15 protein-coding genes are annotated in these 22,409 nt (G+C 74.8%); 13 read left to right on the top strand and 2 right to left on the bottom strand.

Annotation, left to right across the window (positions count from 1 at the left end):
• Nucleotides 1–498: 498 nt before the first annotated feature.
• The 9 genes from metK to AC07DO_RS35000 all read left to right on the top strand — a co-directional run bounded on the left by metK (nucleotide 499) and on the right by AC07DO_RS35000 (nucleotide 13,785).
• Entirely contained in the window at nucleotides 499–1,713 is a 1,215-nt protein-coding gene (gene metK / locus AC07DO_RS35040) for a methionine adenosyltransferase (RefSeq protein WP_479065674.1), read from the top strand.
• 175 nt (nucleotides 1,714–1,888) lie between these two features.
• Nucleotides 1,889–2,872: a carbohydrate kinase family protein gene (locus tag AC07DO_RS35035; protein ID WP_479065672.1), complete on the top strand. Its 984-nt coding sequence runs from the start codon at nucleotides 1,889–1,891 to the stop codon at nucleotides 2,870–2,872.
• A gap of 361 nt (nucleotides 2,873–3,233) precedes the next feature.
• A complete protein-coding gene (gene metF / locus AC07DO_RS35030; RefSeq protein WP_479065670.1) occupies nucleotides 3,234–4,145 on the top strand; it encodes a methylenetetrahydrofolate reductase [NAD(P)H] in 912 nt (303 codons plus the stop codon).
• Nucleotides 4,146–4,448: 303 nt separating this feature from the next.
• Nucleotides 4,449–4,589 carry a hypothetical protein gene (locus tag AC07DO_RS35025; protein ID WP_479065668.1) on the top strand — a complete coding sequence of 47 codons (141 nt, stop codon included), beginning with the start codon at nucleotides 4,449–4,451 and terminating at the stop codon, nucleotides 4,587–4,589.
• Nucleotides 4,590–5,936: 1,347 nt separating this feature from the next.
• On the top strand, nucleotides 5,937–6,944 hold the full coding sequence (gene mvk / locus AC07DO_RS35020; protein ID WP_479065666.1) for a mevalonate kinase: 1,008 nt from the start codon (nucleotides 5,937–5,939) through the stop codon (nucleotides 6,942–6,944).
• Nucleotides 6,945–7,118: 174 nt separating this feature from the next.
• Nucleotides 7,119–8,294 (top strand): hydroxymethylglutaryl-CoA synthase, encoded by a 1,176-nt coding sequence (locus tag AC07DO_RS35015; RefSeq protein ID WP_479065664.1) that lies wholly within the window; start codon nucleotides 7,119–7,121, stop codon nucleotides 8,292–8,294.
• Between the two features lie 537 nt (nucleotides 8,295–8,831).
• The gene (locus AC07DO_RS35010; RefSeq protein WP_479065662.1) at nucleotides 8,832–9,809 is read left to right on the top strand and encodes a 3-oxoacyl-ACP synthase III family protein; all 978 of its coding nucleotides are present in this window, start codon (nucleotides 8,832–8,834) and stop codon (nucleotides 9,807–9,809) included.
• A 321-nt stretch (nucleotides 9,810–10,130) separates the two neighbouring features.
• A complete protein-coding gene (locus tag AC07DO_RS35005; protein WP_479065660.1) occupies nucleotides 10,131–12,338 on the top strand; it encodes an FAD/NAD(P)-binding protein in 2,208 nt (735 codons plus the stop codon).
• A complete protein-coding gene (locus AC07DO_RS35000) occupies nucleotides 12,325–13,785 on the top strand; it encodes a nitrosuccinate lyase (protein ID WP_479065658.1) in 1,461 nt (486 codons plus the stop codon). The genes AC07DO_RS35005 and AC07DO_RS35000 overlap by 14 nt, the downstream gene beginning before the upstream one ends.
• A 62-nt stretch (nucleotides 13,786–13,847) precedes the next feature.
• Here AC07DO_RS35000 and AC07DO_RS34995 read toward each other — a convergent pair whose 3' ends face one another.
• Nucleotides 13,848–14,030: a MerR family transcriptional regulator gene (locus AC07DO_RS34995; RefSeq protein WP_365357708.1), complete on the bottom strand. Its 183-nt coding sequence runs from the start codon at nucleotides 14,028–14,030 to the stop codon at nucleotides 13,848–13,850.
• The gene (locus AC07DO_RS34990) at nucleotides 14,027–14,653 is read right to left on the bottom strand and encodes a hypothetical protein (RefSeq protein WP_479065656.1); all 627 of its coding nucleotides are present in this window, start codon (nucleotides 14,651–14,653) and stop codon (nucleotides 14,027–14,029) included. Before AC07DO_RS34990 ends, AC07DO_RS34995 begins: the two co-directional genes overlap by 4 nt.
• 583 nt (nucleotides 14,654–15,236) lie before the next feature.
• Here AC07DO_RS34990 and AC07DO_RS34985 point away from each other — a divergent pair.
• The 4 genes from AC07DO_RS34985 (at nucleotide 15,237) to AC07DO_RS34970 (ending at nucleotide 22,401) form a co-directional block, all read left to right on the top strand.
• The gene (locus AC07DO_RS34985; RefSeq protein ID WP_479065654.1) at nucleotides 15,237–16,313 is read left to right on the top strand and encodes a polyprenyl synthetase family protein; all 1,077 of its coding nucleotides are present in this window, start codon (nucleotides 15,237–15,239) and stop codon (nucleotides 16,311–16,313) included.
• A gap of 1,396 nt (nucleotides 16,314–17,709) precedes the next feature.
• Nucleotides 17,710–19,233, top strand: coding sequence for an FAD-dependent oxidoreductase (locus tag AC07DO_RS34980; protein WP_479065652.1), 1,524 nt, complete (start codon nucleotides 17,710–17,712; stop codon nucleotides 19,231–19,233).
• A 344-nt stretch (nucleotides 19,234–19,577) separates the two neighbouring features.
• Nucleotides 19,578–21,272 carry a cytochrome bc1 complex cytochrome b subunit gene (qcrB, locus tag AC07DO_RS34975; protein WP_479065650.1) on the top strand — a complete coding sequence of 565 codons (1,695 nt, stop codon included), beginning with the start codon at nucleotides 19,578–19,580 and terminating at the stop codon, nucleotides 21,270–21,272.
• A 640-nt stretch (nucleotides 21,273–21,912) separates the two neighbouring features.
• Nucleotides 21,913–22,401: a PhzA/PhzB family protein gene (locus AC07DO_RS34970; protein ID WP_479065648.1), complete on the top strand. Its 489-nt coding sequence runs from the start codon at nucleotides 21,913–21,915 to the stop codon at nucleotides 22,399–22,401.
• Nucleotides 22,402–22,409 lie beyond the last annotated feature (8 nt).

The raw sequence follows: 22,409 nt of genomic DNA, 5'->3' as shown, positions 1-22,409 counted from the left end.
GGACATCTCGTACCTGCACCTTGCGCTCGGCGGCCACTCGGGGAACCACACCGTGGGTGGCTGCCCGGGGCTGAACCGACCAAGGCCGCCCCGAATGCCACCTTCCCCCGGCCGCCCCGAAGCGCCCGCCCCGACCGCGCCGAAGACCGCCCTCACTCCCGGTCACCCCCGGCCGCCGGCCGTCGAGCACCCCGGCCCCCGGCTGGCGGGGGCGGCTGGACGGCACGGCGTCCCCCCGCCGCCTCGCCCGCCCGGCCGCCCGGTCCTGACCGGGCGTTGTGGTGCAGTCGGCGCCGGCGCCGGGGGCGGGGGAGTCTTCCGCCCCGCCGCCGGGCCGGGCGGGAAGCGGTGCCCGGTGCCACGAGCGGCACCGCAGTCGCCCCGCCGGCCAGCCGCCCCGCCCGCACCCGCACCCGCACCCGCACCCGTACTCGTACTCGTACCTCCGTCTCCCCTTCCTCCCGGCCGCCCATCCATCCGCCACTGCCCTGGAGAGTCATGTCCCGCCGCCTGTTCACCTCGGAATCCGTGACCGAGGGCCATCCCGACAAGATCGCCGACCAGATCAGCGACACCATCCTGGACGCCCTGCTGTGCCAGGACCCCGCCTCGCGCGTCGCCGTCGAAACACTGATCACCACCGGCCAGGTGCACATCGCGGGCGAGGTCACCACCGCCGCGTACGCCGATGTCGCCACCCTGGTCCGGGACAAGATCCTCGAGATCGGCTACGACTCCTCGGCCAAGGGCTTCGACGGCGCCTCCTGCGGCGTCTCGGTGTCCATCGGCGCGCAGTCGCCCGACATCGCCCAGGGCGTCGACACCGCCTACGAACAGCGCGTGCAGGGCGAGCAGGGCGACGCGCTGGACGCGCAGGGCGCCGGCGACCAGGGCCTGATGTTCGGCTACGCGACCGCCGAGACCCCCACCCTGATGCCGCTGCCCATCGAGCTGGCCCACCGTCTCTCGCACCGGTTGAGCGCGGTCCGCAAGGACGGCACCGTCCCCTACCTGCGCCCCGACGGCAAGACCCAGGTCACCATCGAGTACCGGGACCACCGCCCCGCCCGCCTGGACACCATCGTGGTCTCCTCCCAGCACGCCGCCGACATCGACCTCGAGACGCAGCTCGCCCCCGACCTGCGTACGCACGTCATCGAGCCGGTCCTGGCCCGGCTCGCCGAGGACGGCATCAAACTCGACACCGACGACCACCGCCTGCTGGTCAACCCGACCGGCCGTTTCGAGATCGGCGGCCCGATGGGCGACGCGGGCCTGACCGGCCGCAAGATCATCGTCGACACGTACGGCGGCATGGCCCGCCACGGCGGCGGCGCCTTCTCCGGCAAGGACCCCTCCAAAGTGGACCGTTCGGCCGCCTACGCGATGCGCTGGGTCGCCAAGAACGTCGTCGCGGCCGGCCTGGCCACCCGCTGCGAGGTCCAGGTCGCCTACGCCATCGGCAAGGCCGAACCGGTCGGCCTGTTCATCGAGACCTTCGAGACCGCGACCGTCCCCCAGGAGCGGATCGAGCGGGCCGTCGCCGAGGTCTTCGACCTGCGCCCGGCCGCCATCATCCGCGACCTGGATTTGCTGCGCCCCATCTACGCGCAGACCGCCGCCTACGGCCACTTCGGCCGCGAGCTCCCCGACTTCACCTGGGAGCGCACCGACCGCGCCGAGGCCCTGCGCGCGGCGGTGGACGCGGGCTGACCACCCCGCCCCGCCCCGGCGCGCGGCGGCCCCCCCGCCGCGCGCCCCCCCCGCTCCGCGCGCCGCCCCCTCAACGCCGCCCCTCCGCGTCGCCTCCGCGCCGTCTCTTCGCTGTTTCCCGGCGTCCTTTGCCGGGTCCTGCCCGCCGCCTGCTGGTCCAAGGAGTGCTTTTTCCGTGCGTATCGCCGTGACCGGATCGATAGCGACCGACCATCTGATGGTGTTCCCCGGCCGCTTCGCCGAGCAGCTGATCAAGGAGCAACTGGAGCGGGTCTCCCTGTCCTTCCTCGCCGACCGCCTCGAGGTCCGCCGCGGCGGCGTCGCCGCCAACATCGCCTTCGGCCTGGGCCTGCTGGAGCTGAACCCGATCCTGGTCGGCGCCGCGGGCCTGGACTTCGCCGAGTACGGCACCTGGCTGCGCGAACACGGCGTGGACACCGACGCCGTCCAGGTCAGCGACACCCTGCACACCGCCCGGTTCGTGTGCACCACCGACCAGGACCAGAACCAGATCGCCACCTTCTACGCCGGCGCCATGGCCGAGGCCGCCCGCATCGACCTGGCCGCGATCACCGCCCGCACCGGTCCTCCCGCCCTCGTCCTGATCGGCGCCGACGACCCCGAGGCCATGCTGCGCCACACCGCCACCGCCCACCGCCTGGGCCTGCCGGTGGCCGCCGACCCCTCCCAGCAGCTGGCCCGCCTGGACCGCGACCAGGCCCGCCGGCTCGTCGACGGCGCCCGCTGGCTGTTCACCAACGAGTACGAGGCCGCCCTGCTGCTGGAGCGCACCGGCTGGAGCCGGCCGCAGCTCCTGGACCGCGTCGGCACCTGGATCACCACCCTGGGCGCGGGCGGCGCCGCCCTCACCCGCGCCGGCGCGCAGCGGCTGCACGTGCCGGCCGTCCCCACCGACAAGATCGCCGACCCCACCGGGGCGGGCGACGCCTTCCGCTCCGGTTTCCTGGCCGGCACCGCCTGGCAGCTGCCGCACGAACGGGCCGCTCAGCTCGGCTGCGCGCTGGCCACCACCGTCCTGGAATCGGTCGGCACCCAGGAGTACAAGCTCATCCCCGCCGACCTGATCGCCCGCATCGACCAGACCTACGGCCGCGGCGCGGCCCGCGCCATCGAAACCCGGCTCGCCCCGGCTCCGTAACCCCGACCTGCCGACCTGCCGGCCTGCCAGCCCGTCGGCCCGTCGACCTGCCGGCCTGCCGGCCTGCCGTGCCGGGCCGGGCCGACCGGCAGTGCCCCGCTCACCCGGCCCGCCCGCGCCGGCCCGCCCGCGCCGGCCCGCCCGCGCCGGGCGGCCCCCGCCCGCCAACACCCCCCCGCCCACGCCCGCAGAGGGCGCCGCCATGGGCACCGCCCCCGGCGTCCGGCCCGCCCAGGCCACCCGGGCTTCAACGGGGTCGTCCGGGTCGCCCGGGGCCGCCCCCGGCGTGCCCGTCCCGCACCGCCCCGGAGGCCCGCCCCGGGGGCCCGCCCCTGTCCACGCCGAACGCCGGAGGCCGGCAGTGACCGCACTGCGCGACATCGTCGAGGGAGAGGCACCGTCCTTCTCCTTCGAGTTCTTCCCGCCCAAGACCGACGCCGCGGCCCGCACCCTGTGGCAGACCATCCGCCGGGTCGAGAGCCTGGCCCCGGCCTTCGTCTCGGTCACCTACGGGGCCGGCGGCTCCTCCCGGGACCGCACCGTGCAGGTGACCAAACGCATCGCGGCCGAGACGACCCTGCGCCCCGTCGCCCACCTGACCGCGGTCGGCCACTCGGTGGCCGAACTGCGCCACATCATCGGCCAGTACGCCGACGCCGGGGTCCGCGACATCCTGGCCCTGCGCGGCGATCCGCCCGGGGACCCCAACGCGCCCTGGATCCCGCACCCCGACGGCTACACCCATGCCCACCAACTGGTGCGCCTGGTCAAGGAGTCGGGGGCCTTCAGCGTCGGCGTGGCGGCCTTTCCCGAACGCCACCCGCGCTCGGCGGACTGGGACAGCGACATCCGCCACTTCGTCGCCAAGTGCCGGGCGGGCGCCGACTACGCCATCACCCAGATGTTCTTCCACGTCGAGGACTACCTGCGGCTGCGCGACCGGGCGGCCGCCGCGGGCTGCACCACCCCGATCATCCCGGAGATCATGCCAGCCACCGACGTGCGCCAGATCGGCCGCTTCGCCGCCCTGAGCGGCGCCGCGTTCCCCGAACACCTGGCCCACCGCCTGGAGGCCGCCCGCCACGACCCGGCACAGGGCCACCGCATCGGTGTCGAGTACGCCACCGCCATGGCCGAACGGCTGCTGGCCGAGGGCGCCCCCGGACTGCACTACATCACCCTCAACCGCTCCACCGCGACGCTGGAGATCCACCGCAACCTGTGCACCCCCAGCACGAGCGGCGAACCCCGCGACCTCGCCGCTCCCCGCTGAGGGCCTGCGTCATGACCCCGGCCGGACCGGACGCCGGCCGCCCGGCACGCACCCCCGGGCCTGAAAGGCCAGAGGGACCGGACCCCGACGCCGGATCGCCGAAACGCCCCCGTAGCTCCCCCCGCCCCGGGCCCGAACGCCCCGGGTTCGAACGGCCCGGACCCGGACCCGGACCTCCCCGCAGGGCGCAGGGGCGGCGCTGCGGCGCCCTGCGGCCGCACGCACCAGACGACGCCCACCGGACCCGGCCGGGGCCATGAACAGGCCCTGAGGCGCGAACTTCCCGACAAGGAGGACCACCAGATGCACGACACCGAGGAGGAAGAGGCCAGGCGGTCCCGGGACGTACCGGTGCTCGCCCCGCCCCGCCCGCCGCCGCTGCGACTGGCGGGCATCGACGAGGACGACACCTGGGAACCCCACCTGGTCCGCGGCATCGACTGACCCCCGCCCCGCCCCCGGGCAACCGGCACCCCCACGCCCCCGGCCCCCGGCCCTCGGCGCCGGTGTCCCGTCCCGGGACGGGGCGCAGCCCTGCGGCGCCCCCGAACCGCCTCGCCCGGCCGGGCCTGGGGCCGGGGGCGGGATGAACAGCAGCGCACCGACCGGACCACCGCGCCCGACCACCGCGCGGGCAGGCCGGCCCACCGCGCCCGGTCAACGGGCCCGTTCCGGACAGCCGCCCGGCAGGCAACGCGCCCACCCGGCCCAGGCAGGGGGGCGATCCGCGCCCGACCAGGCCCCGGCCCCTCGGGCCGGGGGAGGGCGGCCCGCCTCGGAGACCTCAAGTCCTCCTCTGCGGGGACGGTTGAGTTCCCCCCCCGTCCGGCCCCCCCGGGGCCTCGGAGGGGGTCTGCCCCCCCCGAGGACCTCAAGGCCCCGTGCCACGGCGTCGGTCGAGCCGCCCACCCCGGTCCGCCCGCCCCGCCCTCCGTGGCCCGTCGAGCCGCCCACCCCGGTCCGCCCGCCCCGCCCTCCGTGGCCCGTCGAGCCGCCCCCGTCCGTCCGTCCGGCCCTTCCGCCCGGGCTGGCGGAGTGGGGCCTGCCCCCGATGATCCCAACTCCCCGCGCGATGGCTCTGGTTGAGCCCCCCGGGCCCGCCCGCCCCGCTCTCTCGGGCCGGGGGAGTGCGGCCAGCGCCCCCCGGGGGGGCAAGTACCCGTTGTACGGGGCCGGTTGACCCGCCCCCTCCACCCGCCCCGCCCCCCCCGGCGCCGGGGGAGTGCGGCCCCACCGCGGCCTCAAGTCCCCTCCCCCCGGCGCCGGTTGCGCCGCCCCTCGCACACCCCACCCCCCGCAATGTGAGCCACGCCACTTTCTGATGCTCTAGGCGTCGGGGCGGCGTCCGTGTCACTATTCCGGTGCGTCCCCCCTGCCCGAAAAGCCGCCGCGCGGCAGGGCGGTGGCAGGCGAAAAGGGGAGCGGGCGCCGTATCCGCCGCCGCTCCGTGCAAGCTCCGCGCAAAAAGCCAACACCCCGCCCCGCTCCCTGCGGCACGAGCCGCTGCTGTGGGCCGGCGCCCGGGCGCGCACCCCGCACCACCGTGCCGGGGCGGCGCCCCCGATTCCTCGTAACGCCGCAGACGGGCACGCCGCAGACGGGCACGCCGCTGAGCGGCCCCGCATCCCGGGTCCTTTGGCCCCGCCCCGCACCCCGCGGCCCCGCACTCCGGGTCCCGCCGCGTGCCCCGAAGGACGTGGTGCACCACGCATCCGATGTCCTGCTTCATTCCTTCCTCACAGTCTGGATGACGCGATCTCCATGCAGAAAAGACAAAGGGAGCTGAGTGCGTTGACGCCAGCGGCCTCAGCACAGCGGGCATCGCGCCGTGGCCGGGCCCGCTCGGTCGGGGTGGGCCGCGCCCACGCGAAGGCCATCCTGCTGGGGGAGCACGCGGTGGTCTACGGTGCCCCCGCCCTCGCGCTGCCGGTGCCGCAGCTGCCGGTCACCGCCAGCGCCGGATGGTCCGAGCGCTCCCCGGACGACACCGGCGATGTGTCCCTGACCATGACGGGCTCCCCGACCCGGCCGGTGGGCACCCAGGCCACGGACTGGCTGCGGCGGCTGACCGCCGAGTTCCGGGCGAGGACCGGCATCGCCGCGGACGTCCACCTGGACGTCATCCTGGACTGCGCGGTGCCGCCGGGCCGCGGCCTGGGCTCCAGCGCGGCCTGCGCGCAGGCGGTGGTCCTCGCGCTGGCCGACCTCTTCGACCATGACGTCACCCCGCAGGCCGCCTTCGAGCTGGTGCAGACCGCGGAGAACGTGACCCACGGCCGGGCCAGCGGCGTGGACGCACGGGCCGTGGGCGCCGCCGCGCCCCTGCTCTTCCAGGCGGGCCGGGCGCAGGAACTGCCCCTGGGCTGCGAGGGCCTGTTCATCATCGCCGACAGCGGCGAGGTGGGCCGCACCAAGGACGCGGTCGCCCTGCTGCGCGAGGGCTTCGAGCGCCACGCCGGGGCCCAGGAGCACTTCGTGCGCCGGGCCAGCGAGCTGACCGACGAGGCACGCCTGGCCCTGGCCGACGGCAAACCGCAGGAACTGGGCAGCCGCCTGACGGAGTATCACGAACTGCTGCGGGCCGCCGGGCTGAGCACCCGGCGGATCGACACGCTGGTCCAGGCCGCCCTGACGGCCGGCAGCCTCGGAGCGAAGATCACCGGCGGCGGGATGGGCGGCTGCGTGATCGCGCTGACCGAGTCGGAACAGGCCAGCGCCGTCACCCGGCAGCTGCACGAAGCCGGCGCCGTGCAGACCTGGGTCCTCCCGCTGAAGGCACGCGCCGGCCACAGCCGGTGACACACCGCCCCCGCCGGTGACACCGGACCCGCCCCCGCTCGTGTCCCTGTTCCTGTCCCGCCCCCGGCGGGCCGGTACGGACGCAGGCACGGGGGCAGGTGCGGGCGCGGGTGCGGGTGCGGGTGCGGTTGGAGTGCGACAAACACGATGAGAAAAAGGGTCGGTGGATAGGGCATGACCAGTGGGCCGGGCATAGGCATTCATGATCTGTCGTTCGCGACGACCGAGTTCGTGCTGGCGCACGCGGCGCTCGCCGCGTACAACGGCACGGAGATCGGCAAGTACCACCTGGGCATCGGCCAGGAGTCGATGAGCGTGCCGGCGGCCGACGAGGACATCGTCACGCTGGCCGCGGCCGCGGCCGCGCCGGTGATCGCCCGGCACGGCAGCGAGAACATCCGCACCGTGGTCTTTGCCACGGAGTCCTCCATCGACCAGGCCAAGGCGGCCGGGGTGTATGTGCATTCGCTGCTGGGGCTGCCCTCCGCGGCCCGGGTGGTGGAGCTCAAACAGGCCTGTTACGGGGCCACGGCGGGGCTGCAGTTCGCGCTGGGCCTGGTGGCGCGCGACCCCTCCCAGCAGGTCCTCGTGATCGCCAGCGATGTCTCCAAGTACGAGCTGGACAGCCCCGGCGAGGCCACGCAGGGCGCCGCGGCGGTGGCGATGCTGGTGGGCGCGGACCCCGCCCTGGTGCGCATCGAGGGCCCCTCGGGGCTGTTCACCGCGGACGTGATGGACTTTTGGCGGCCCAACTACCGCGATGCGGCGCTGGTGGACGGCCAGGAGTCGATCCACGCGTATCTGCAGGCGGTGGAGGGCTGCTGGAAGGACTACAGCGGACAGGGCGGGCACGCGCTGGAGGAGTTCGCGGCGTTCTGCTACCACCAGCCGTTCACGAAGATGGCCTACAAGGCCCACCGGCACCTGCTGGAGTACTGCGGGCACGACCACACCAAGGACGCCATCGAGGCGGCGCTGGGCCAGACCACCGCCTACAACCGGGTGATCGGCAACAGCTACACCGCGTCGGTGTACCTGGCGCTGGCCGCGCTGCTGGACCAGGCCGGGGACCTCAGCGGCCGCCCGGTCGGGTTCTTCAGCTACGGATCGGGCAGCGTCGCGGAGTTCTTCGCGGGTCACGTCGTGCCGGGCTACCGCGCCCAGCTGCGCACCGCGGAGCACCGGGCGGTGATCGAACGGCGCCGGCCGCTGGACTACGCGGACTACCGCGAGCTGCACGAGCGCTCCTTCCCCGCGGACGGCGGCGGCCACCCCACGCCGGTGCAGACCAGCGGCGACTTCCGGCTGGCGGCCCTGCACGGCCACAAGCGGATCTACCAGCGCCGCTGACGCCCGCCCCCCTGCCACCGCCCACCGGCGCCGGCCGGGCCCCTGCCCCGCCGGCCACCACCCCACCCTCGGCGCACCACGGCCGCGCCGGCCACGACCCCGCCCCGGCGCATCACGGCCGGGCGCGGCCACCACCTCGCTGGCCGGCGCATCACGGACGCGCCGGCCACGACCCCGCCCCGGCGCATCACGGCCGGGCGCGGCCACCACCTCGCTGGCCGGCGCATCACGGACGCGCCGGCCACCACCCCACCCCCGGCGCACCACGGCCCACCCTGGCCCGGTGCACCGCGACCGGGCCGGCACCGACCCCACCCCTGGCGCATCACGGCCGTCCCGGCCACCACCCCGCTCCGGCGCACCACGGCCGGGCGCGGCCACGACCCCATCCCGGCCCGGCGCACCGCGACCGCGCCGGCACCGACTTCGGCCCGGCGCACCACGGCCGGGCGCGGCCGGCCATCCGGGCCCGGCCGCAAGCAGAGCCACGAGCGGCGCTGACGCCCCCGTGCGAACGCAGCTGAAAGGAGCAGGCGCATGAGCGGCATCGCCGTCCTGGGCACGGGTGCCTACGTGCCCGAACGGATCGTCACCAGCGACGAGGTCGGAGCACCGGCCGGCGTCGACGGAGACTGGATCGTACGGAAGACCAAGATCAGGGAGCGGCGCTGGGCCGCCCCCGGTCAGGCCACCTCGGACCTGGCCGTGGCCGCCGGACGGCGCGCCCTGGCCGCGGCCGGCCTCACCCCCGGCGACCTGACCCTGATCGTGGTGGCCACCTCCACCCCCGACCGGCCGCAGCCGCCCACCGCGGCCTACGTGCAGCAGCAGCTGGGCGCGGTGGGCGCGGCCGCCTTCGACGTGAACGCGGTCTGCTCGGGCAGCGTGTTCGCGCTGTCGGTGGCGCAGAGCATGCTGGCCCACCAGGGCGGGCGGGCCCTGGTGATCGGCGCGGACCTCTACTCGCGGATCCTGGACCCGGCCGACCGCCGCACCGTCGTGCTGTTCGGGGACGGCGCCGGCGCCCTGGTGCTGGGCAGCGACAGCCCCGGCCCGCGGGTGCGGCACGTGGCCCTGCACTCCTTCGGGGAACTGTCCGGCCTGATCGAGGTGCCCGCCGGCGGCAGCCGCCACCCCGCCGACCCGGCCGCCCTGGAGGCGGGCCTGCAGTACTTCGCGATGCAGGGACGCGAGGTGCGCCGCTTCGTGGTGGAGCAACTGCCCCAGCTGACCAAGGAGTTCCTGCACGAGGCGGGCGTGGCCGCCGAGGACATCGCGCACTTCGTGCCGCACCAGGCCAACGGCGTCATGCTCGACACCGGCCTGGAGGACCTGGTGCTGCCCAACGCCACCACCCACCTGACACTGGAGCACTACGGCAACACCGGGTCGGCCTCCGTCCCCATCACCCTGGACGCGGCCGTGCGCAGCGGAGCCTTCCGGCCCGGAGACCTGGTGCTCCTGGCCGGCTTCGGAGGCGGCATGTCCGCAGGGTTCGCCCTGCTGGAATGGTGAACGGCTACCGCCCGCCCCGGGACAGCGGATGAGGGCCGGCGACGGACGAACGCGCAGCGCCCGGGCCACCGGCCCCGCCGCGCGCCGTTTCACCCGTCCCGCACGTCCCCCGCGCCCCCACCCGTGCGCCCCGGCGCGCAACAGGTGCGGGCCGCCGCCCGGCTGAGGTTCTTCCCGGGCCGGCGGGGCGTGCGCCGGAGCACCGTCGACAGCTGCCCGCGACGGTGCTCGCCGGCCCCACCCACAGCGCCCGCCGCGCACCGCGGCCGGGCCCGGCGTGGGGTCGCCGTCCCGTTGCGTGACCCAGCAGAAACGGTAGACATGTCAGCACCACAGAACACGGTGTGCGTGATCGGCGCCGGCCCGCGCGGCCTGTCCGTGCTCGAGCGGCTGTGCGCCCACGCCCGCCGCCACGCCCCCCGCACCCCCCTGCGCATCCACCTGGTCGACCCCTACCCGCCCGGTCCCGGCAAGGTGTGGCGCACCGACCAGTCGCCCCACCTGCTCATGAACACCGTGGCCGGACAGATCTCGGTCTTCACCGACGCCAGCGTGGACCTGCACGGCCCCCTGGAACCGGGACCGAGCCTGCACGAGTGGGCCGGGCAGCTGGCCGCCGGACAGATCCCCGGCGCGCACCCGGCCCCCGTCCTGGCCCAGGCCCGCGCCCTGGGCCCCGACACCTACCCCACCCGCGCGTTCTACGGCCACTACCTGCACTGGGCCTACCGGCGCGTCCTCGAGAACGCCCCGGCCCACGTGCGCATCACCACCCACCGCACCCTGGCCCTGGCCCTGGACGACGACCCCGGCACCACCCCCGGTGATGCCCCCGGCACCGCTCCCGGCACCGCTCTCGGCACCGAGGGTGCTTCCGCTCCCCGCCAGCGCGTGCTGCTGGCCGACGGCACCCGCCTGCAGGACCTGGACGCCGTGATCCTGTGCCAGGGCCACCTGCCGGCCCATGCCACCGGCGGCGAGCGGGACTTCGCCGCCCGGGCCCGCCGGCTGGGCCTGCGCCACATCGCGCCGGCCAACCCCGCCGACGTCGACCTGGACGCCCTGGACCCGGGCGCCACGGTGCTGCTGCGCGGCCTGGGCCTGAACTTCTTCGACTACCTGGCCCAGCTCACCGCCGGCCGCGGCGGCACCTTCGCCCGCGCCGGCAGCCGGCTGGTCTACCACCCCAGCGGGAAGGAACCCCGGCTGTACGCGGGCTCCCGGCGCGGCATTCCCTACCAGGCCCGCGGCGAGAACGAGAAGGGCCCGCACGGCCGCCACGAGCCGCTGCTGCTCACCCCCGCACGCATCGCCGAACTGCACGGCCGGCACCGCGGCGCCGGCCTGGACTTCGCCCGCGACGTGTGGCCGCTGATCGCCCGGGAGGCCGAGACCGTCTACTACACGACGCTGCTCACCTCGCGCGGCGACGGCGCACGGGCCGCCCGCCTCAAGCGCGACTACCTGGCCGCCGGCGCCCAGCAGGAGCAGACCGACGCCGTCCTGGAGGCGTACGGCATCGGTGACAAGGACCGCTGGGACTGGGACCTGCTCGCCCGGCCCTACCGCGACCGGGAGTTCACCGGCCCGCACGACTTCACCGGCTGGCTCCTCGACCACCTGCGCCAGGACGTGGCCGAGGCGCGCAGCGGCAACGTCGGCGGGCCCCTCAAGGCGGCCCTGGACGTCCTGCGGGACCTGCGCAACGAGATCCGCCTCGCGGTCGACCACGGCGGCCTGCACGGCGACTCCCACCGCACCGACCTGGACGGCTGGTACACCCCGCTCAACGCGCACCTGTCCATCGGCCCGCCGGCCCGCCGCGTCGAGGAGATGGTCGCGCTGATCGAGGCCGGCGTGCTGCGGGTCATCGGACCGGGCCTGCAGGTGAGCGCGGACGCCCACGGCTACACCGTCACCTCCCCGCGGGTGCCCCACTCGGCCGTACGGGTGGGGGCCCTGGTCGAGGCCCGGCTGCCCGCGATCACCCTGCGCCGCACCGGCGACCCGCTCCTGCGCCACCTGCTGGAGCACGGCCAGTGCAGCGCCTACCGCATCCGCACCCGCTCCGGCGGCACCGTGCAGACCGACGGACTGGCCGTCACCCGGCGGCCCTTCCGCCTGATCGACGCGGCCGGCCGCGCCCACCCGCGGCGCTTCGCCTTCGGGGTGCCCACCGAGTCGGTGCACTGGGTGACCGCCGCCGGCATCCGCCCCGGCGTCAACTCGGTGACGCTCACCGACGCCGACGCCATCGCCCACGCCGCCTGGGCCTGCACCCAGGCCCAGCCCGAAACCGGGCCCGGGACGGCAGCGAGCGCGACAACCGGTCCTGCAGCCGACCCTGCGCCCGGGCCGGAAACCGGGCTCGAAACCGGGCCTGCAACTTGGCCTGCGCCCGGGCCTGCGACCGGACCCGGGCTGGCAGCGGGCGCGGCGCAGGGCGCCGTTCCCCCCGGCCACGGGCCCGGCCCGGGCCGCGGCCCCGCCCCCGGACCCGTACAAGGAGCCAGCCATGCTGCCCACTGACCTTCCGCCCGGCGTCCTTGGCCGTGCCCCGCAGTTGCCGGACAGTGGTCTGCTCGCGCCGGTCTGGGCGGACACCCCGGTGGCGGCCGCGGTCGGCGACGGTGCCTGGCTGCAGGCCATGCTGGATGCCGAGGCGGCGCTGAGCCGGGCCCAGGCCCGGCTCGGCACGGTGCCCCGGCCGGCCGCCGAGGTGATCACCCGGGCGGCCCGGGCCGAAGACCTGGACCTGCACGCCCTGGCCCGCCAGGCCCGCCAGTCCGCCAACCCGGTGGTGGCGCTGGTGCGGGAGTTCACCGCCCTGGTGGCCGCGCAGGACCCCGACGCGGCCCGCTACGTCCACCGCGGATCCACCAGCCAGGACATCCTGGACACGGCGCTGATGCTGGTGGCCGGCCGGGCACTGCGGCTGATCCGCGCCGACCTGGACCGCTCCGAGCAGGCGCTGGCCGCGCTGGCCCGCACCCACCGCGACACCCTCATGGCCGGCCGCACCCTGGCCCTGCACGCGGTGCCCACGACGTTCGGCCTCAAGGCGGCCGGCTGGCGCCACCTGGTCCTGGACGCGGCGGACAAACTGCAGACCCTCGACGCCCAGGGCCCCGTCCAGCTCGGCGGGGCCGCCGGCACCCTGGCCGGATACCTCCAGCACGCCCAGGACACCGAGCCCGCCGCCTACACCACCAACCTGACCCGGGCCTTCGCGGCCGAACTGGGCCTGGCGGCGCCGCTGCTGCCCTGGCACGTGCTGCGCACCCCGGTCGCCGACCTGGCCCAGGGCGCCGCGTTCACCTGCACCGCCCTGGGCAAGATCGCCGTCGATGTGCTGTCGCTGACCCGTACCGAGACCGGCGAGGTGCACGAGCCGGCACCCGCCGGCCGGGGCGCCTCCTCGGCGATGCCGCACAAACGCAACCCCGTGCTGGCCACCGCGGTGCGCTCGGCCGCCCTGCAGGCACCCCAGCTCGCCGCCACTGTGCTGGGCTGCATGCTCAGCGAGGACGAACGCTCGGCCGGCGCCTGGCACGCCGAGTGGGAGCCGCTGCGCGCCCTGCTGCGGCTGGCCGGGGGAGCGGCCCACCAGACGGTGGAACTCGTCTCCCAGCTGTCGGTCGACCCGGCGCGTATGCGCGCCAACGCCGCACTGACCGGCGGGCGGATCGTCTCCGAGCGGATCGCCGCCGTACTGGCCCCGCTGCTGGGCAAGGACGCGGCACGAAAGCTGCTGGACGAGGCCTCGGCCCGCTCGGCGCGCACCCACACCCCCCTGGACGCCCTGCTGCGCGCGGACGAGCGGGTCGCGGCCGTCCTGGACCAGGCGCGCTGGGCCGACCTGTTCGCGCCCGAGGCCTACACCGGGGCCGCAGGACCGCTCACCGACCGCGCCCTGGCCCGCACCCGGCCCGCCCCCAACCGGCCCGCCCCCAACCGGCCCGCCCCCAACCGGTGAGCCCTCAACCGGTGAGCCCCGCCGGGCGGCCGGGCGGGCCGGCCGCCCGGCGGGGGCGTCCTTCAGCGCTGGCGCTGCAGGGCGATCACCGTGAGTTCCTCGATGTCGAACTCCGAGCGGCCCGGTGTGCCGTAACGCGTTATCTTCCCCCGGCTTACCCATTTGCGGATGGTCGCCTCGGAAACCCCCGCGGCCAGCGCGGCCACGTTCGTGGGAACGAGCCGGTGACGTGGTGGCCTGTTCATGCGGCGTCCTTTCGCTGTCGGTTCATGAGATGCCGTACGGCAAGCAGTTCGCGCATTTCCCAGGCATGCCCCGCCGAGCAGCCCAGGCCGCTCTTTCCGGCACCGCCCGGCCGCCGCGGCGACGTGCTGATCTTTCCCGGGCAGCCGGTCACGACGCACGCGATGAGCACCGCATTGTGCTCACCCGGATCGGGGTCGATGGCCCGCAGCAATTCCACGTGCAGGCTCTCGATCTCATCGGCGAATTCGGCGGCGGGCGGCCGGCCCGTCAGCCACTCCAGATGGCGCAGCAAGAAGCCCGTCAGGGCCGGGACGGAGCGGTCGGGGACGGCGGACCCGAGTTTCTCCGCGACGAAACAGGACCACGAGTCGAGGATGGCCAGACTGTTGTTCCTGGCATCCAGCGCGGACAGATTCAGATGATCCCGCTTGCGGCTGCCCGACACCTTTGTCGGGTTCCGCCGCCGGGAGGCCGACAGAATGTGGTACAGCCCCTCCTGGTGGAGGCCGGGAAGCATGCGCAGGTTACGTTCCAGCTGCCCCAGGCACGGGACACAGAGCGCGGACCCGGCGGCGGCACGGACTTCCTGGGCATGGTTCCTGGGGCATGAGTGGAACTCCATCGAATGAAATCTCCTTCATGAGCTGGCGCGCGCCCCGCAAACGGCCGGGGACGCAAAACCCCATGCCGATTGCCGCGGTAATGCAGAACAAGAGGGCCCGTGGGGGAGGGGAGTGGGGCCGGTTCCCCCGGTGGAGAGCCGCTGGAGAAAACCGTGAGAAAGGAAAAGCCCTTCACGGTCCCGTCAGGAAATCCCGGAAAAGGAATATGATTCTGGCCCGCCGCGTGCAGGCCATGGCGTGTTCAGTGAATACGGCTGCCATGCGCGTACTGTCCCCCCGCTGTTGCACAGATCCCCCGGTCCTGCCGAGCTGCAGCCAGGGGTGCACTTGGGAGAGTTCCATGAGCGGTCGGGGGTGTCAACGTGCCTCCGGCCGGGGAGAGAGCGTTAAACCAGGGCGTGTAAATTTTTCTTTTCGTAATCTAACGCCCCTAAAGGGGAATTCTAGATTCCTCTTTTCTGGAGGAGAACTCTAGTCTTCTTCAGGTTTCGGCGTGACCGGGCAGCGTCCGCCTTGTGAATACCCGCGGCGCGTGCTGTGTGCCGCCGCCGTGCGCGCCCCGTAACAACCAAGGAGATAGGCATGGTTAACGAAAAGACCACCGGGACCGATTCGGGCAGCCAGGAATTGTCCGCCGCCGCGCGCCGCACCACCGAGGAACTGCTGCAGAAAATGGAGCGGCGGCTGAGCTCGTTCCTGGCGGCCGAACGCAGGGTGTGGGGCGCGGCGGACGAGCGGGCGGCCGGCGCCGTCGACGCGGTCTCCGGCCTCGTCACGGCCGGCGGCAAACGCATCCGGCCCGCCTTCTGCATCACCGGCTACCTCGCCGCCGGCGGCGACCCGGGCAACCCGGGCATCGTGGCGGCGGCCGCCGCCGTGGAGATGCTGCACGCCTCCGGCCTCATCCACGACGACATCATCGACGCCTCCAGCCACCGGCGCGGGGTGCCCACCGTGCACGCCAAGCACTCCGCGCTGCACGAGAGCCGCGCCTGGCAGGGCGAGTCACGCCGGTTCGGCGAGGGCGTGGCCCTGCTGGTCGGGGACCTGGCCCTGGTCTACTCCGACCAGCTGATGTCCCAGGCGCCCCCGTCGGTCATCCCGGTGTGGAGCAAACTGCGCTCGGAAGTGATGATCGGCCAGTACATGGACATGACCGCGGCCGCCGAGTTCTCCGTCGACCCCGACCTCTCCCGCTGGATCGCCCTGATCAAGTCCGGCCACTACACCATCCACCGGCCCCTGGTGGTGGGGGCGAGCGCGGCCGGACGCGCCGACCTGGCGCCCGCCTTCGCCCAGTACGGCGAGGCGGTGGGCGAGGCCTTCCAGCTCCGCGACGACCTGCTGGACGCCTTCGGGGACTCCGCGGACACCGGCAAGCCCGCCGGCCTCGACTTCAGCCAGCACAAGATGACGCTGCTTTTGGGCTGGGCGATGCAGCGCGACGAACGCATCCACCAGCTGATAACGGAGCCCGGCCACACCCCCGACGAGGTACGCCGGCGCCTGGTGGACACCGGGGTGCTCGACGACGTCGAAAAGCACATCAGCGCCCTGGTCGAACAGGGCTGCAGGGCCATCGACGACGTGCCCATCGGCCCCATCTGGCGCAGCGAACTGACCCGCATGGCCAACCGGGTCGCCTACCGCACCGCCTGACCCCCCATCCCGCAGCCCCCTCCGGCCGGCCCGCCCCCGGCCGGAGGGGAACCACCCCGGCGCCGCCCGGCCGGGGGCGGTAAACGCCCCGCCCCGGGCCCGGCCGTCCCGCCACCGTTACGGCTCACAGCCCACCGACTCGGCCTCGGCGGCCAGATGCCCGCCGCACCGGGGGAGCGGGCAAGGCGTATCCGGAACCCGGCCGCCCGCAGCCGGCCGCATGGCGCCCCAACGCACACACCGCCGGGACGCACACCGGCCGTGGCCCGAGCCCCCTGAACCCCCGGCGCCGGGTGCCGAGCCTCTGAACCCCGGCGCCGGGCACCGGCCCCTTGAACCCCGGCGTGGGGCACCGGGCTTCTGAATCCCCGGCGTGGGGTGCCGAGTCTTTGAACCCCGGCGCCGGGCACCGGCCCCTTGAACCCCGGCGTGGGGCACCGGGCTTCTGAATCCCCGGCGTGGGGTGCCGAGTCTTTGAACCCCGGCGCCGGGCACCGGCCCCTTGAACCCGGGCGCCGGGCGCCGAGCTTCTGAACCCCCGGCGTGGGGTGCCGACCCCTTGACCCCGGCGCAGAGCTTCTAAGCCCCGGCGTCGAATGCCGAGCCTCTGAACCCCCGGCGTCGAGCGCCGAGCCTCGAACCCCCGGCCTTGGGCGTCGCCCCCTTGAACCCGGGCGTCGGGCGCCGGGCCTTTGAACCCCCGGCGTCGGGTGCCGAGCCTCTGAACCCCAGTGCCGGGCGCCGGGCCTCTGAACCCCCGGACTCGGACGTCGAGCCCCTTGAACCCTGGTGCCGGGCACCGCCCCCTGAACCTTGCGCCGGCACCGAGCCTCTGAGCCCTGGCGCCGGGCGACGCCCCTGCCGGGCGTCCCCCGCGGGCCGGGCACCCCCCGGCCCGCCCTCCCCGGGCGCCGTCTCCGGCCAGGCGCCCCCTCCGCCAAGCACCCCCGGGCCAAGCACCCCCGGGCCAAGCACCCCCGCGCCGGGCGTCCCTCCCGCCCCCGCGCCGGGCATCCCTCCCGCCCCCCCGCGCCGGGACGGCCCGGTACGCCCCCGGCAACATCGGGCCCCGCCCGCGCCCCGCGCCACCGTTGCCGTCCCGGGTGCCGGCTCGACGTCTGCCGCAGCTCTCGTCGGGGCGGCCTCGAGGGGGGCTCGAGGCGCTGCCGGGGCCGGCGCGGGGTGGCGGGCCCGGCGGGGGAGGGGCGTAGCGGTCCGCGTACACGGTCCCACCAGGCACGGCATCCCCCGCCCCGGCCCGCCCCGGCAGCCGGCCGCGGCCGGTGCGCCCCGGACCGGCAACCCCCGTGCCGCATGCGGGGGGCGGGGGAACCTGCCGGGGACGCGGCCGCGCGCCGCATGATGCACCCACGGATGCACCGAAAGGGCGGCCACGATGAGTCCGCACCAACGCCCCGCCGACGGCCGCGGCCACGCCGTGGTGATCGGGTCGGGCCCGGCCGGGCTCACCGCGGCCCGGGCCCTGGCCAACTCTCTGGACCGGGTCACCGTCATCGAGCGCGACCGCCTGCCGCAGGGCCCCGGCCGCCGCCCCGGCACCCCCCAGGCCCGGCACACCCACACCCTCACCGCCGCCGCCCAGCAGGGCCTGGAGCGCCTCTTTCCCGGCATCGGCCAGGACCTCGCCCGCGCCGGCGCGGTCCCCCTGCGCATGCCCCAGGACCTGCTGCTGCTCGGCCCGCACGGCTGGCTGCCCCGCTTCGACTCCGGCCTGCCGCTCCTCAGCGCCGGCCGCGACCTGATCGAGGCGGTGCTGCGCGAGCACCTGCGCACCGACCCCAGGGTGCGCTTCCTGCCGGGCCACGAGGTCACCGCCCTGCAGCCCGGCCGCAACGACACCGTCACCGGCGTCTGGGCGCGCCCGCGCGAGCGGCGGGCCCCCGACGGCCGGGGCCCGGCACGGCTGATCCGCGCCGACTTCGTGGTGGACGCCTCCGGACACACCTCCCGCGCCCCGCACTGGCTGGCCCGGCTCGGCTACCCAGCGCCTCCCGAGAGCGTGACGGCGGCCCGCACCACCTACGCCTCCGCCCTGCTGGCCCCGCCCGTGGGCCATGTCGCCGACTGGCAGGGCCTGCTGCTCATGGCCTCGCCCGACAACCCCCGCCAGGGCCTGCTCAGCCCCGTCGAGGGCGGCCGCTGGTCGCTCACGCTGTGCGCCGCCGACGGCACACCCCCGCCCACCGACCACGCCGGGCTGCTGCGCGCCGCCGGCGCCCTGCGCCACCCGCTGCTGCGCGAGGTCATCGAGGCCGCCACCCCGCTGGGCCCCCTGTACACCTGCACCCGCACCGAGAACCGCTGGCGCCACTACGAGCAACTGCGCCGCTGGCCCGACCAGTTCCTCGTCGTCGGCGACGCGCTGGCCCTCCTGGACCCCGCCCACGGCCCGGGCATGACCCTCGCCGTCCAGGGCGCCCTGGTCCTGGACCAGATGCTGGCCGGCCACGGCACCACGGTGGGCCTGGCCTACCGGCTGCGCCGCGCCCTGGCCCACCGCCTGGCCCCCGCCTGGCACTCCAGCACCCGCCACCTGCGCACCACCGGCACCGACCAGCCGGCCCCCACCGGCCTGCGCGCCCGCCTGGCCCGGCGCCACACCGCCCGCATCGCGGCCGCCGCCCCCACCGACCCGCACGCGGCGACCCAGCTGATCGCCCGGCTCCAGGCGGCCGGCCCGCTCGCCGGCGTGCCCCGCCCCCGCCACACCCCCACCCCCGCCCCCGTCCCCGCCGCGCCGCCCAGCACCACCCACGGCCCGCACGCCGGCCACCGCACCGCCGCGCCCGCCACCGCCCCCGGCGCGGCCCGCCCCGGCCCGGCCGGCCCCTTCGCGCCGTGGCCGGCCGCCCCGGCGGAGGGGGGAGCCGGACGCGGCCGGGGAAGAGCCGCGTCATAGGCTCCCGGCATGACCAAAGCGCAGCAACTGCCCCTCGTAGAAGCCGAGTTGAGCCGCCGCGGGCGGGTGTGCGGCCCCAACTTTGCGCGTAACCGTGCCCGGTTGGGTTCCCCCGCCGGGCCGGCCCGGCGGCGCGCCCGCCAATCCGCTCGAGAACCGGTGGAGTTGCGGCCGGCTTCCGGCTCGAGCACGGTTGTCCGCCCGCGGCGGGCCTCGATAGCGTTCGATCCGCTTCAGGGCACGGGCCCGTGTGCGCCGCTGCAGGCCGCCCCCACCACCGACCGCCCACCGGCCGGCGCGGGTGTGCCCGTGACGGCCGAGCGGCGAGGGGAGGGCGCGCGGGCATGAGCATCACCGAGAAGGCACCGCAGCGCGGGCAGGTGTCCAAGGGCGAGCGCATCGCCGACTACGTCGACGGACGGCTCGGCATCTACAAGGGACGCACCTTGATGCGCAAGGTCTTCCCCGAGCACTGGTCCTTCATGTTCGGCGAGATCGCGCTCTACAGCTTCATCATCCTGATCCTCACCGGCCTGTACCTGACCCTGTTCTTCAACCCGAGCATGGCCCACACCGTCTACGACGGCCCGCACGTCCCGCTGCAGGGCGTGCAGATGTCGGAGGCCTACGCCTCCACCCTCAGGATCAGCTTCGAGGTGCGCGGCGGCCTCTTCATCCGCCAGCTGCACCACTGGGCCGCCCTGACCATGATCGCCGCGACCATGGCGCACACCCTGCGGCACTTTTTGACCGGCTCCTTCCGCAAGCCGCGCGAGGTCAACTGGCTGATCGGCGTGGTCCTGCTGGTCCTGGTCACCCTGGAGGGCTTCCTCGGCTACTCGCTGCCCGACGACCTCCTCTCGGGCACCGGCCTGCGCATCGCCGAGGGCGTCACGCTCGCCATCCCGCTGGTGGGCACCTACGCGACGTTCTTCCTCTTCGGCGGCGAGTTCCCCAGCACGGACGTCATCCCCCGCTTCTACAGCCTGCACATCCTGCTGCTGCCGGGCATCATGCTGGCCCTGGTCTCGCTCCACCTGATCCTGGTCGTCTACCAGAAGCACACCCAGTTCCGCGGCCCGGGCCGCACCCAGCACAACGTCGTCGGCCAGCCGCTGATGCCGCACTACGCGGCCAAGGCGGGCGGCTTCTTCTTCCTGGTCTCCGGCGTCCTGGCCCTGATGGCGGGCCTCGCCCAGATCAACGCCGTCTGGGTGTACGGGCCCTACCGGCCCGACCAGATCTCCCAGGGCTCCCAGCCCGACTGGTACATGGGCTTCTTGGAGGGCGCCCTGCGCGCCTTCCCCGCCTGGGAGTTCGCCGTGGCCGGCCACACCGTCAACATGGGCGTCCTGATCCCGGCCGTCGTCCTGCCCACCCTCCTGATCGCCGTCGCCGCCCTGTGGCCCTTCCTGGAGGCCTGGATCACCGGGGACAGACAGGAGCACCACCTGCTGGACCGGCCCCGCGAACAGCCCACCCGCACCGCGTTCGTCTCCTCGCTGGCCGCCTTCTACCTGGTGCTGTTCTTCGGCGGCTCCAACGACATCCTGGCCGAGCGGTTCCACCTGTCCATGAACTCGATCACCTGGGGCGTGCGCGTCGGGGTCTTCGTCATCCCGGCCCTGGTCTACGTCATCACCAAGCGGATCTGCACCGGCCTGCAGCTGCGCGACCGCGACAAGCTGCTGCACGGCCGCGAGACCGGGCGCATCAAGCGGCTGCCGCACGGCGAGTTCACCGAGGTCCACGAGCGCATCGGCCGCGAGCAGGAGTACATGCTGCTCTCCCGCGACGTCCCCACGGCGCTGCCGGCCCCCGCCCGCGAGGACCGCGCCGGCATCCCCAACCCCAAATCCCGCACCCAGGCGGTGCGTTACCGGCTCAGCCGCTGGCTGACCGGCGGCCAGGTCCCCCGGCCCACCCCGCAGGAGATGCAAGAGGCCCTGCACCACCTCGATCCCGCCTCCAACGGACACCCGCGGATCGCCCCGGCCGTCCCCGACGAGGAACACGCGGCGGACCGGCAACGGCACTAGCCGCCCCGCCGCCCCGCCCGGCGCCGGGCCGGGCTGCGGGACTGCGGCGGGGGCGGCCGGGGGGCGGACCGCCCCGCCCGCAGGCCGCCCCCCCCCCCCCCCCCGCCCCCGGCGGCCGCGCCCGAACCGCGCGCCCCAACCCCGCGCCCCGGCCCGGCAGTTGACCGCCCGGCCCCGGCCATCCGTGACCCACGTCACCTCGAAGGGCCCTTGGTGCGGGGGCGTGGGCCGTGTCACTATTTCTGCAAGCCTCCCCTGCCCGAAAGCCGTGCCCCCTCCTTACGGAGCGCGGGGCCCCTCGGCCGCAGGGTGAGCCTCCCTCCCCGCCGCACCCCGCCGCACCCCGCCGCCCGGCCGCCCCCGCCCGCCGCCGCGCGCCGCGCACCGGACCGGCAGGCCCGCACGAATCCGCATACCCAATACCGCGCCCTGCCCGGCGGTAAACAGCACACGGCACACGGTGAATGCCGCATGGCAAAAACCGTGTCATGTCCGGGGCGGGCGCCCTCATCGTATTGATTTCGCCCCGCCGCACCGGGCAAGATCGAACGAGGCCGACCGGGGGGCCTTTCGGCGCCTTCTGCGCACCCCTCCCATGTGCCACCACCCGCACACGCTCAAAAAATCAAGGGGGATACCCATGTCCGATTCCGTACCCGCCGAGGGTTTTTCCGACGCCGCCGAACTGCGCCGCAAAAACCGCGCCACGGTCGAGCAGTACATGCACACCCGGGGCCAGGACCGGCTGCGCCGGCACGAACTGTTCACCGAGGACGGCCGCGGCGGCCTGTGGACCACCGACACCGGATCCCCGGTGGAGACGGTGGGCCGGGACCGGCTGGCCGAGCACGCGGTGTGGTCGCTGGGCTGCTTCCCGGACTGGGAGTGGTACAACATCCAGATCTTCGAGACACAGGACCCCAACCACATCTGGGTGGAATGCGACGGGCGCGGGAAAATCCGCTTCGGCGACTACCCGGAGGGCTACTACGAAAACCACTTCCTGCACTCCTTCGAACTGGAGAACGGGAAGATCAAGCGTAATCGCGAGTTCATGAATCCGTTCCAGCAGCTGCGCGCTCTCGGCATTCCGGTGCCCGAGATCAAGCGCACGGGAATACCCACCTGAAATTCGAT

The sequence above is a fragment of the Streptomyces sp. NPDC045678 genome, assembly GCF_056432085.1.
Note: the sequence above shows the minus strand (reverse complement) of the source record. Positions and strands in the feature narration are given on the sequence as shown.

Coding starts and splice junctions, on each gene's coding strand:
- metK (WP_479065674.1), top strand. CDS start 499: ATGTCCCGCCGCCTGTTCACCTCGGAATCCGTGACCGAGGGCCATCCC.
- AC07DO_RS34990 (WP_479065656.1), bottom strand. CDS start 14,653: ATGGAGTTCCACTCATGCCCCAGGAACCATGCCCAGGAAGTCCGTGCC.
- AC07DO_RS34970 (WP_479065648.1), top strand. CDS start 21,913: ATGTCCGATTCCGTACCCGCCGAGGGTTTTTCCGACGCCGCCGAACTG.
- AC07DO_RS34995 (WP_365357708.1), bottom strand. CDS start 14,030: ATGAACAGGCCACCACGTCACCGGCTCGTTCCCACGAACGTGGCCGCG.
- AC07DO_RS35000 (WP_479065658.1), top strand. CDS start 12,325: ATGCTGCCCACTGACCTTCCGCCCGGCGTCCTTGGCCGTGCCCCGCAG.
- AC07DO_RS35015 (WP_479065664.1), top strand. CDS start 7,119: ATGACCAGTGGGCCGGGCATAGGCATTCATGATCTGTCGTTCGCGACG.
- AC07DO_RS35010 (WP_479065662.1), top strand. CDS start 8,832: ATGAGCGGCATCGCCGTCCTGGGCACGGGTGCCTACGTGCCCGAACGG.
- AC07DO_RS34985 (WP_479065654.1), top strand. CDS start 15,237: ATGGTTAACGAAAAGACCACCGGGACCGATTCGGGCAGCCAGGAATTG.
- qcrB (WP_479065650.1), top strand. CDS start 19,578: ATGAGCATCACCGAGAAGGCACCGCAGCGCGGGCAGGTGTCCAAGGGC.
- AC07DO_RS34980 (WP_479065652.1), top strand. CDS start 17,710: ATGAGTCCGCACCAACGCCCCGCCGACGGCCGCGGCCACGCCGTGGTG.
- AC07DO_RS35025 (WP_479065668.1), top strand. CDS start 4,449: ATGCACGACACCGAGGAGGAAGAGGCCAGGCGGTCCCGGGACGTACCG.
- AC07DO_RS35005 (WP_479065660.1), top strand. CDS start 10,131: ATGTCAGCACCACAGAACACGGTGTGCGTGATCGGCGCCGGCCCGCGC.